At 44.7% G+C, this 11,933-nt stretch carries 9 protein-coding genes; 4 read left to right on the forward strand and 5 right to left on the reverse strand.

What is annotated here, in order from left to right; genetic code table 11:
• Window positions 1–161: 161 nt before the first annotated feature.
• Window positions 162–1,760: a M28 family metallopeptidase gene (locus L2729_RS14935; protein WP_248988982.1), complete on the reverse strand. Its 1,599-nt coding sequence runs from the start codon at window positions 1,758–1,760 to the stop codon at window positions 162–164.
• A 191-nt stretch (window positions 1,761–1,951) separates the two neighbouring features.
• On the opposite strand from L2729_RS14935, the gene L2729_RS14940 reads away from it, so the two are divergent.
• Complete coding sequence (locus L2729_RS14940) at window positions 1,952–2,977, forward strand: diguanylate cyclase domain-containing protein (RefSeq protein WP_248988983.1); 1,026 nt, start codon at window positions 1,952–1,954, stop codon at window positions 2,975–2,977.
• Between the two features lie 17 nt (window positions 2,978–2,994).
• Here L2729_RS14940 and L2729_RS14945 read toward each other — a convergent pair whose 3' ends face one another.
• The 3 genes from L2729_RS14945 to pdsO form a co-directional block, all read right to left on the reverse strand.
• Window positions 2,995–3,678: a class GN sortase gene (locus L2729_RS14945; RefSeq protein WP_248988984.1), complete on the reverse strand. Its 684-nt coding sequence runs from the start codon at window positions 3,676–3,678 to the stop codon at window positions 2,995–2,997.
• Entirely contained in the window at window positions 3,675–5,960 is a 2,286-nt protein-coding gene (locus L2729_RS14950; RefSeq protein WP_248988985.1) for a marine proteobacterial sortase target protein, read from the reverse strand. The genes L2729_RS14945 and L2729_RS14950 overlap by 4 nt, the downstream gene beginning before the upstream one ends.
• A gap of 72 nt (window positions 5,961–6,032) precedes the next feature.
• A complete protein-coding gene (gene pdsO, locus L2729_RS14955) occupies window positions 6,033–6,782 on the reverse strand; it encodes a sortase-associated OmpA-like protein PdsO (protein WP_248988986.1) in 750 nt (249 codons plus the stop codon).
• A 224-nt stretch (window positions 6,783–7,006) separates the two neighbouring features.
• Between pdsO and pdsR the strand changes: the two genes are divergently transcribed.
• From pdsR to L2729_RS14970, 3 genes are all read left to right on the forward strand, one after another.
• A complete protein-coding gene (gene pdsR, locus L2729_RS14960; RefSeq protein ID WP_248988987.1) occupies window positions 7,007–7,699 on the forward strand; it encodes a proteobacterial dedicated sortase system response regulator in 693 nt (230 codons plus the stop codon).
• Between the two features lie 4 nt (window positions 7,700–7,703).
• Complete coding sequence (gene pdsS / locus L2729_RS14965) at window positions 7,704–9,890, forward strand: proteobacterial dedicated sortase system histidine kinase (protein ID WP_248988988.1); 2,187 nt, start codon at window positions 7,704–7,706, stop codon at window positions 9,888–9,890.
• Window positions 9,891–9,980: 90 nt separating this feature from the next.
• Entirely contained in the window at window positions 9,981–11,159 is a 1,179-nt protein-coding gene (locus L2729_RS14970) for a cystathionine beta-lyase (protein WP_248988989.1), read from the forward strand.
• 63 nt (window positions 11,160–11,222) lie between these two features.
• On the opposite strand, the gene L2729_RS14975 is transcribed toward L2729_RS14970, so the two are convergent.
• Window positions 11,223–11,867 (reverse strand): MBL fold metallo-hydrolase, encoded by a 645-nt coding sequence (locus L2729_RS14975; RefSeq protein WP_248988990.1) that lies wholly within the window; start codon window positions 11,865–11,867, stop codon window positions 11,223–11,225.
• Window positions 11,868–11,933 lie beyond the last annotated feature (66 nt).

Here is an 11,933-nt window from a genome sequence, read left to right on the forward strand (position 1 = left end):
AGCTTGGTACTTGAACCCCGGCGGGAAAGAACATTCCCCAGAACAGTAAAGCCACGGCCTCAACGATATGCTAGAAACAAAAATGCCGCTCACCTTAAGTGAACGGCATTACACCTTGCGGTGTCTTTTTTATTGCTTAAAGTAACTTGAGTTCAGAGTCACTATTTTCCGTCTTGAGCACGCCGACTGCTAAAGTCAGACTCCTCCAACCATTTAGGCCAGTCATCATTATTAGCAAGCGTCGCAAGAATGTCGGCGATTAAACTGATATCTTGGCGTACTCCACCTAAGGTCCAATTAGGATCATAATCATCCGCTTCTTTGTGATACTTGTGCGCGATATAGTCTGGGTCGGTATCACCTAAACTCATAAATAGTAATCCTGGCACTCCTTCTTGCGCTAACGCAAAATGATCAGAACGGAACATAAGTCCATTTTGAGGCAGAGGGTCACCCTTCACAACGCGATCTTGATGTTTAGCGGCATCATTCAAGTAGTGTTCCATTTCTGATACACCTTGCCCATAACGCAATATGTAATCGACACTGTTATTCACATTCATGCCATCAATATTTAAGAAAGAGACAATCTTCTTCGTCGGGATCGGCGGTTGCTTAGCAAAATGCTGCGCACCGATGAGACCCGTTTCTTCGGCAGTGAATGACGTAAATAATATTGAGCGTTTAAAGGGCTGCTCTTTAGCGCGCAAGCTAAACATTCTGGCCAGTTCGAGGACACCAGCAACACCACTCGCGTTATCAACCGCACCATTATAGATATGCTTTACCCCTTTTTTATCGGTCCTAGTACCGAGGTGATCCCAGTGAGCGTGCATCACCACCATTTCATCAGCACGGTCACTCCCCGGGAGTAACGCCATAATGTTGTATGACTGAGCCCGTTCAATAGTGTTATTAAGCTCTAGGTTCGCCGTTGTTTTTAAAGAGACAGCCTTAAAATTGGGCTTAGCGGCTTTTTGCTTTTGCTGCTCATAATCTAAACCCGCCTCAGCAAAAATTTGTTTTGCGTTTTGATGTTGGATCCAACCCATGACACCCACTTGACTGAGATTGTTATTATCATCAATTAAGGTGAATTTACTGCCTGTATTTGAGTTTTGCACCACGCCCCAACCATATGCCGCTGGCGCAGTTTCATGCACAATAAAAACGGCCTTTGCCCCCTGCCTCGCCGCTTCCTCATATTTATAGGTCCAGCGGCCATAATAGGTCATGGCATTACCTTTAAATAGTGCTGCATTCTGGGTGGCAAAGCCTGGATCATTAACCAAAATAATGACAGTTTTATCTTTTACATCAAGGCCTTGATAATCATTCCAGTCATACTCTGGTGCATTTATGCCATAGCCGACAAAAACCACTTCACTATTTTCAAGTTTAATGCGGTCACTTATTTGCTGTGTCCGCGCGGTAAACTCGGTGCCATTGGTCAGGTTTAACGAACCAATATTTAAGGTCATATTCTGATCTGCTGTGACTTTTGCCAGTGGCACAGGCTGCAAATAACGGTCGCCAAAACCAGGTTTTAAGCCAATTTTCTTAAATTCGCCTTCAATATAATTTAGTGTCAATGTCTCCCCTGCTGACAAAGGCGCGCGTCCACCGTACTCATCGCTAGCAAGTGTTTTAACATGGGTTCGATATTTATCAAGATCGAGCCCAACAGGGCTTTTATCTGAATGGGCAAATGATGGTATGGCTAACGCAGACAACACGCTTGCTAGTATGAGTTTTTTCACTGATTGTCCCTTAATGTTTATAATCTTGTTTTTATTTTAATTATTTGCTTCTTTGTGGCTTATTTTCATTAAAGAGATGTATCCACAAAGGTAAATCATAATAGAATGGCTTTATAAAATGCACAATGATGCTTTCTCTCATTTGCATAATAATGACAAAGTGAGTCAATTAATAAAGTTAAGGCAAGAAAATGTCGAATCAATTGCTAAGGGAAGCCGCGGCTAAGTTAAAAAAAGCCATCCCCTTAATGCTAAAACACCAAATCCCCACCACGCCGACCAATTATGCTTTGTGGTATGCGTATGTCGGTCAAAGTAGCCCAGAGCTCAATCGACAGTTAGATGAAGTGATCAGCCATTACCGTACTTGCCCCCCGAGTCAGGGCGAGCGCTTATATCAAGCATACCTTTCAGATCCAATAGAGTTAGACGTCATTGAAATGCGTCAAAATCTCGATGCGATGGTGACGGATCTATCGCAATCATTGAAAGATACCAATCTCGATGCAAACCAATATCAAACTAAGATTAACACCAACTTTGATAAGCTAAACAGAATTGAAAACGAAGGTTTCTCTATTGAAGAAGTCCTGACACTGGTTAAAAATCTCGCCAGCGACGCACATGATATTAAAAACAGTACCCAGCACTTTACTGATCAGTTAGCCCATGCTCAATCTGAGATTAATCAGCTTAAAATTCAACTGAAAAAGTCTGAGCATGACATGCATTTTGATGCGTTAACGAGCGCGCTAAATAGAAGAGCATTCAATAAAGATATCAAAGGACTCATCGAGCAAACTCCCGAAGGATTGTGCCTAGTGATTGCCGATATAGACCACTTTAAAGATTTTAATGATACTTATGGCCACCAGCTGGGCGATCAAGTGTTAAAAGCGGTCGCAAGAAGACTCAATGAAAGTTGTCATGACGGTATTAAACTCTATCGCTTTGGGGGTGAAGAGTTTGCCTTATTGGTGCCAATGAGCCAATTAGGTCGGGCGAGACAACTCGCCGAATCGATGCGCCGTAGCCTTGAAAAATTAATCTTAAAGGATAAACGTAAAGATCAACGTGTCGATAATGTCAGAGCATCATTTGGGGTCGCTCAATACCAAGAAAAAGATACCGATTCAACATTGATTGAACGTGCTGACAAACAGCTCTATGAAGCAAAGCGCCTTGGTCGCAACCGAGTGATGCCGATGACGCATTAGATTATTTTCCATAACGACTAAATCGCTTCTACTTTGTCAAACGGCACTGCGGTAACCACATAACGCAGTGGCCCACCCGCCACTGCACTGTCAAACGGATAACAAGTCACTAGCGTTAGCTTCGTCCCTCCGGCATTATCCATCACTGAAACGTCACTCTCATGTACAACTTGGGTCTCCATCACTTGGTATAACACTTCTACACCCTCAGCATTTTGCAAGGTGATGAGTTGCCCAACTTGAGTGCCACTTAATAGCGAGAAATGGGTATCTCTATGGCCCGCTATGACAGTATTACCACGACTATTTATCTTTGCAGAAGATAATACTCGAGCAGGACCAAAAGCTAAGTTACGACCCGATGCCCCTGATAGCACGTATAGACTGCGGTTTTTCGTGATGGATGCAGTCTCTCTTTGGCTCAGTGTTGCCGTCAACTCGCTGTTTGAAGCAATAAACTCAAGTTTGGCGACCGGATATGTGTCAGCCCACGACCAAGGTTTATGTTGCTGCTGATCATCAAGTGTTTTCTGCCACGCTTGCTGTATTAAGAATTGTGCAAAGTAGGCTTTGGCTTGCATATAAGCTCCTTGACCAACAAACGTTAGCCCTAAAATGAACAGTAAACAGGTAAAACCAATATGCAGCCGCCGAGATGTAAAGCTGTAGCGCACTGCTGCGTGCCGATAAGTCACATTCATATACTAACTTTCGTGACTTTACGGCGAGTACCGCTGCCATTACCGCAAAAGGATACTCCGTAAAGTATCGACAAGCCCAATAGCATGCTGCCCAGTATTAACCAAGCATAACTACTGGTCGCGGTTTGCGGCAAACGCTGCCACCCCTTTGGCATATGAGGTGAAACCTGACCATCAACAACCATGACACCATCAGGTCGAGCAGGTGTTTTATCAATGGCGACCAAACTGGTATAAGCACTCATCACATGATAATTAAGCGAGATAGCCGTGATCTGCTTTTCAATTCGGTCATTGTTAGCCGCTTCTTTTGATAGCTCCAATGCAGCAATCTGTTTTCTGGCCCAAATTAAGTCTAAGCCCTTAGCGCCAGTACTCTTATCTATTGAAAGTTGTTGCTGCCAAAATTGGCCCGCTAGCTGACCGCTAACGACGAACTCTTTCTCGCTATAACGGGGGAGTTTCATGGCGACCATAATGGGCTCATGAGCATACAAATCGGGAATGGTGGCTGGCCAGTAGTCAGGAATACTGCCATCAGTAAAACGCAGTTCCACATCGGTGACCGTGGGTTTTTCAAGTTTATCGAGCATCGCCACCATTTTACGCTTCACTTCCGATTGCTTGCCTATATAGGTATAAGTGCCGCGCCCTAACTCTGCTGCTCTTTGCATAAAATGGCCATTAGGGGCGGCGCCAATGCCGATCGTAAATAACCTGCTGCCGTGTAATTGATTACGAATTTGATTGAATAGCTGCGGTTCATTGCCCACGGCACCATCAGTAATAAACAACACCTGGCGTAAAGCATCAGTTGAGCTGGCTTGCTGATTGAGCGCTTTATCTAAAGCAAGTGACATCTCAGTGCCACCATCGGCTTCTAAGCTATGCACATAGGCTTGAGCCCTGCCTATGTTCTTAGCATTAGCCTTAAGGGACTGCTCTGCCAGTGCATACACACGAGAGTTAAACTGCAAAATATTGAAGCTATCTTGAGCTGATAGCCCAGATAATGCATAAATAATTGCAGATTTGGCTTGCTCAATAGCCTCGCCAGACATTGAGCCGGATGTATCTATGACCAAAATGAGCTCTCTCGGGGCGACCACTGTAGAGATACTCCCCTGTTGTGGCGGAAGCAGCATGACCAGCGCATATTGCGCTTGTGGTGTTACGGGTCTTTTTACGCTCTTAGCATCATCACTAGTGTGTGAGCTCAAGCCTAACGGTGAGCTTGGTTGTAGGCCTGGTTGTGACTTTAAAGCTCGATTAGCGTTTTGATGTGCCTGATGACTTAAATAGGTTTTACCCTGTTGGCTAAATATTGCAGCCGTTGGCGCACTACCAACACTCGGTCGCCAATTTAATACAAAGTCACTGTTAGCCTTTGCCGCGATTAAATGAATATTGGCCTGACCATCATCGTTACGCCTAATGTTCACTTGATGATAAGGGCTATCAATCTCACTGATTGGCATACCCGCATCTAGCTCTACTTCGATATCAACGCTATTGATCCGGTTTTGGCTTTTATTTTGGCTGACACCATTCCAAGCATCCACTGCTGCAGAGGCATAATGTGCAACTGATGTAGGAATGAAAGCTGAAGTTGAGTTTGAGTTTGAGTTTGAGTTTGAAAATGCTGCTTTGGGATAGTATCTTGGCGCCACTACCATAGGAAAACGCAAACTAAACATACCTTGGTCATAATTAACCAGCTGTTGATAATGTAGCTCCACGACCAAGGTCTCTCCAGGCGCTAAGTTGGCGACTTGAGCACTGAAAATATTGGCTCTTTTTTGCTCCAACAAGCTGGCTTTTTTACCGGCCTTTTTGGCTTCATTAAATAACGTTGCAGCCTTACGTTTTTCTTTTATCTCGCCCTCGATCACTCGGTCCCCGATCAGCATGCTGAGACCATCGACGGCGGCTTCATTGGGCAGAGGGAAAACATATTCACCATTGACCCAAAACGGTTGGTCATTATGAAATTCATGCCGTACAGACACTCGATTGCTCCAGCCAGAGACCTGCATATGGACTTGTGTTTTCATTGGCAATGACACGCTTTTGTTACCCATGGCATCAACAATAATCAAGCTGCCTTGCTGGATCTGATCATTTACTCGATAAGCACTATTGGCAGCTTCAAATCCAACAGGTTGAGTCGATCCGGTCGCACTCACTACGGTCGCATAAACCGTCGAAACTAACAGCAACAAAGCACGTTGCCAATGCCGTGTTCCTTGGCGCCTGTTAACCAATGTCATTTTCCTAGCCATCTTTATCTCCTTATAAACGCAAAGCAATCTGAACAGAATCTTCAGACTGCTATATCAGTGACTCTAGATGGGTTAGCGAGCAGGGTTGGCGGCGAGTTTGCTGTCATGTGATTGCAGTTTTAGGGTGACGCGGCGGTCAAAAAAGTCATTTTCAAAGTTCTGTTCCGCCGTTAACGGCGATGTCGCGCCATAAGCTTGATAATGCAAACGGTCATCAGCGACGCCTTGCTTCACTAAATAGCTTGTCACTTCAGCAACACGTTGCTCCGATAACGCTTGGTTATAATCGCTATTACCACGTCTATCGGCATAACCGGTGACATCTAATGTCAATTCCGGTGACAGCGACATCGCGTAAGCCACATCATCAAGTTGCTGAGCAAAGTGAGGTTCGATAGATGATGAGCCCGTTTTGAATTGCACATTAAGGCCCAATGCTAATTCAGTTAGCTTTTGCTCTTGTGCCATTTTAAGTGTGGTTAACTGTTGCTGGGCAGCTTCATATTGCGTTGATAATGCGATTAATGATTCATTTTGCTCATTAAGAGTGGCCAGTTCACCTTGCTTACTGTCTAGCATCACTTGCTGGTTTTTTATCTCATCATCATCGCCTACAGACTTGCCCAATAAGCTCCCGGCAAAAGCCCCAATAATGGCGCCGACAGGGCCACCGACAACTGCACCAACAACAATGCCAGAACTTAACCCAATGAGCTCTTCGTTATGACTACGCTCTGTGCTGTCTGCCGTGTCAGCTGCGCTAGCGTGAGAAGAAAGTGTAATAGCGGCAATAACCAGTGATGCGATAATATGCTTTTTCATAATATGTCCCTTTTAAGTGTTAACTCATATTCAGTTGCCGAGATGCGGCGTCATTTCAATAACGCTATTAAACCGCAGCCAAATGTCTTCAAAAGGGAGCAAACATGGCAATTTAAATATCAAATGTGGCAACAAAAAGGCAATCGACTCTACTGCCTTTAAACGCAGATAAAATCCTGTATAGTCACAATCAATTACAGAGATAACGCTATAAGTAACAAGCCATGAAACGAATCGCGATAGTAGAAGATGAAGCCGCCCTTAGGGAAAATTACAAAGACGTTTTGCAGCAGCAAGGTTATAGTGTTCAGGCTTATGCTAATCGACCTGAGGCGATGCGCGCTTTCAATACTCGACTACCTGATTTGGCCATTATTGATATCGGCTTGGAGTATGAAATCGACGGTGGATTCACTCTGTGCCAATCACTTAGAGCAATGTCGAGTACAGTACCAATTATCTTTTTGACCGCTAGAGACAGTGACTTTGATACCGTATGTGGTCTACGACTAGGCGCTGATGATTACCTCAGTAAAGATGTTAGCTTTCCACACTTAATTGCTCGACTTGCAGCGCTGTTTAGACGCTCAGAGCTTAAAGATACCAGCAATGACAATAATCCAGTGGTCGAACATGGTTTGCTATCGATTGATATCAACCGCATGCAGGTGTATTGGTCAGGCATTCAGATTGAGTTAACGGTCACTGAGTTTTGGATGGTGCACGCACTTGCGAGGCGACCAGGTCATGTCAGGCAGCGCCAAGAGCTGATGCAAGAAGCCAAGATATTTGTTGATGACTCAACCATTACTTCTCACGTAAAGCGGATCCGTAAGAAATTCCTCGCTCAAGATCCCCAGTTCAACTGCATAGATACTGTTTATGGTATGGGTTATCGATGGGACGCACAGAGCTAATAATATGTTTAATCTTCCTATTGGCCTACGTGCCAAAGTCGGTGTCTTATCTCTATTCTTGCTGTGTCTGCCATGGCTCGGTTATGAATATGTGTGGGAGATGGAAAAGTATTTACGCCTTGGCCAAGAAAAAACCCTCGAAGGCACCACTCAAGCCCTTGCCACCGCATTACACGAGCGGCCAAAACTATTTGATAGTCAAGCAAGCTTCCTCACTCAGGTAAAGAAAGGTCGCGATCTATACGCTTATCCATTAGCTGGCCCTATTCAACTTGATGGCAAGTTAGGTGACTGGCAGCCGTACCGTCACAGCTCACTGCACTATGGTGAAGATTATCAAGTCTATAAGCGCGATCCAGCCAAGCCTTTAGGCATCGAATTTACCCATATGGTGGGTAAATATGCGGGCTACCTTTATGGCTTTTTTGAAGTCACCGATCCGCAGGTTATCTATCGCGGTAAGAACAGCTTAAGCATTGACCGTAATGATCATATCGCCATCGCAACCTTAGCCCCCGATGGACAGTTTCGCCGCTATGTGGTTGCCACCACTAAAGATGGTTGGATCAGCGCATTTGAGCTACCAGAAGATCCAACACAGACAACGCCTGTGACACCCGAAGTCAAAATTCAGGGTAAATGGCTTAAATCAGCTAAAGGCTACAACGTCGAACTGCGGATCCCACTCGAGATGGTCGGCAGTAAACTCGGATTTGCCATCTATGATGTAAACGACAGTAATACTCGACAATTAGAAGCGATTGTTGGCACCTCAGCGATTGATGATGTTAATAAGCTCGGCACGGTATTAGTCCCTTCGCCAGAAATTGAAAGCATCATTAAGGGCATGGCACACAACAGCTCAAGAATCTGGGTCGTCGATAGGCATGGCCGAGTACTGGCCAAGTCTGGTGATATCCGCTCCGACAACAGTGTTTGGGCGCGATCCACGGTCGAAAAAGAGGGTAAGAGCACCTGGGATAGGTTTAAGCAGCAATACCTATACCCGCTTTATTATAAAATTTTAACGATCCCGGCTAAAGACTTTATCGACTCATTACAAGACTCAACCGTACTGCAAGGCAGTCACATCAATAAAGCGTTAAAGGGCAAACAAGGTTCCACATGGCGACTCACCCCCGATAGCAAAGCGGTGGTGTTAGCCGCTGCCAGCCCTATTTGGATCGATGATAAAGTCATGGGTGTGGTCATCGCCGAAGAAACCACTCATGGGATCCGCACCCTTCGTAATAAAGCCTTAGAGAAACTCTTTAATGTGATCTTAACAATCATGAGCATGGGGACATTGGCGTTGTTCTTTTTTGCTTCTAACATCTCTAGCAGAATACGCAAACTGCGTGATGAAGCCGAGCAAGCTATTGATAATCAAGGACGTATTAAAAAGGCAATTAAAGGCTCCAAAGTCCGTGATGAAATTGGCGATCTGTCTCGTAGCTTTGCCAGTATTGTAAGTCGGTTAGGCGAATATACTCACTATCTAGAAAACATGTCATCGCGCTTATCCCATGAGCTACGTACGCCTGTTGCTGTGGTGCGATCATCACTGGAGCATCTGAGTCTGCAAACGCTTAACCCTGATAGCCGTAAATATGTTGACCGAGCACAGGAAGGTGTTAACCGCCTTAATATGATCCTCAATAATATGAGCGAGGCGACTCGGCTCGAAGAGAGTTTAACCCATGCTGAAAAGTCATTATTTCCACTAGAGAAAGTCATCAGTGGCTGTATGCAAGGGTATCAAATGACCTACCCTAAGCAACTTTTCAATATAGAGGTTGACCCACAAGCTATTTATGTCGAAGGCGTACCAGAATACATTGCCCAGCTAATGGATAAGCTTATTGCTAATGCATTAGAGTTTAGTCATCCGGGCAGTGCCATCGAAGTGTGCCTTAAAACACACAATAAAGTCGCCTATTTATCGATTGCCAACTATGGCACGCCCTTGCCTGACAATATGTCACAGCAGATCTTTGAATCTATGGTCTCTGTCAGGGCTCAAAAAGCCCAAGATAAGCCACACTTAGGGCTTGGGCTTTATATTGCTCGATTAATTAGTCTGTTTCATAAAGGAAAAATCAGCGCGCAAAATAGAGTCAATGAACAAGGCGCTATTTTTGGGGTTGAGATTATAATCCAACTGCCTATCAGCAAAGAAAAACCAGCATAGCGAATGTATGGACAGATTGGCACTTCACTTTAGCCGTTTAGATGTTAAGATGGCTAAAACTAAAAAGCCCTATTTTGGAAGTTAAACCCTATGAAAAAAGAAACGCAGATAATTAGTCTTGGCCGCGACAAAAAATGGACCCAAGGTGTGATAAACCCACCCGTTTATCGTGCATCAACTATGGTGTTTGATACGATGGATGAACTGCGTTTTGCTGCAAAAAATAAGGCCAATGGCGAGATGTTCTATGGTCGCCGCGGCGGGCCCACTCATTTTGCATTTCAAGCGGCCATTGCCGAACTTGAAGGTGGCGTAGGCACGGCACTTTACCCTTCTGGGAGCGCGGCTATCAGCAATAGTTTGCTGTCATTTTTAAAAGCGGGTGATCATCTACTGATGGTCGACAGTGTTTATGAACCTACCCGCGACTTATGTAATAAGTTATTAGCAGGCTATGGCATTGAAACTACTTATTATGATCCTATGATAGGCGAAGGCATCCGCGATCTTATCCAACCAAACACTAAAGTGTTGTTTTTAGAGTCTCCAGGATCTATCACCATGGAAATTCAGGATGTGCCCACATTAAGCCGTATTGCACATGAACAAGACATTGTGGTGATGCTCGACAATACTTGGGCATCCCCCATCAACTCACGTCCATTTGAGATGGGCGTCGATATTTCGATTCAGGCAGCAACTAAATACATAGTTGGCCACTCCGACGTCATGATGGGCACCGCAACAGCCAATGAACCCCATTGGGAACAGTTGCGCGAAAACAGCTACCTTTTAGGCCAGTGCACCTCCCCTGATGATGTCTATCTTGCGAGTCGTGGTCTGCGCACCCTAGGTATTCGTTTAGCCCAGCATGAGCAGAACGCATTAAAGGTCGCTAACTGGCTTAATAGCCGACCTGAAGTTGATCACCTGCGTCATCCGGCTTTTGACACGTGTCCAGGGCATGAGTTTTTCAAACGCGATTTTAGTGCTTCTAATGGTCTATTTTCATTCGTATTAAAACAGGGCGATCTGCAATCAGTCACCGCATTTGTTGAAAACATGCAGCACTTTAAGATGGGCTTTTCTTGGGGCGGGTTTGAAAGTCTTATTTTAGGTGTGTTTGGTATCGATAAAATACGTACCGCCACTCAATGGGACAGTAGCAAGCCGCTTATTAGGCTGCATATTGGTCTGGAGAACGTCGATGATCTGATTGCCGATCTCGACGCCGCATTTGACCGTTTCAATGCCGAATTAAACCAATAGCATTAGCGCTGACCGACATAAAAATCCGAGACCTAGCGATAGAACTCGGATTTTTACTTTTAATTAACTAAAGAGCTGATCAGCAACAAATGGGTTTTGTACCCGCTCTTCCCCAAAGGTGGACAACGGACCGTGACCGGGAATAAATTGTACCTCTTTACCTAAAGGCCAGAGCTTTTTAGTAATAGAGTTAATTAAATCTTGATGATTAGATTGCGGGAAATCAGTACGGCCTATTGAGCCTCTAAATAACACATCGCCAACCCATGCAATGTCAGCCTCTTTGGCAAAAAAGACCACATGGCCAGGAGTGTGTCCAGGACAATGGAGTACCGATAATACTTGATTACCAACATTGACTTCATCACCCTCTTCTAAATAACGAGTGGGAGTAAATGGATCGCAATGTACAAAACCAAAGTGCTTACTTTGTGTAGGTAACGTTTCTAACCAAAAGCTATCCGCCACGTGTGGGCCAACAATCGGTATATTTAACTGTTCCGCAAGGGCTTGCGCAGCGCCCACATGATCGATATGTCCGTGAGTCAACAACACCTGCTCAACCACGACATTATTTTTGGCTGCTTCTTCTAAAATGCGCTCAAGATTACCACCGGGATCGACCACAGCTCCTTTCAAGGTTTGCTCACACCAAATTAAGCTGCAATTTTGTTGGAATGGCGTGACGGGTATTAACTGATATTTCATCAAAACTCACCTAAAGGTTATTTAGCCGTGGAATAGCTAAAGATTACGCCACCTTGGCCATTTCCT

The sequence above is a fragment of the Shewanella gelidimarina genome, from assembly GCF_023283945.1.
In the GTDB taxonomy this organism is placed as follows: Bacteria; Pseudomonadota; Gammaproteobacteria; order Enterobacterales; family Shewanellaceae; genus Shewanella; species Shewanella gelidimarina.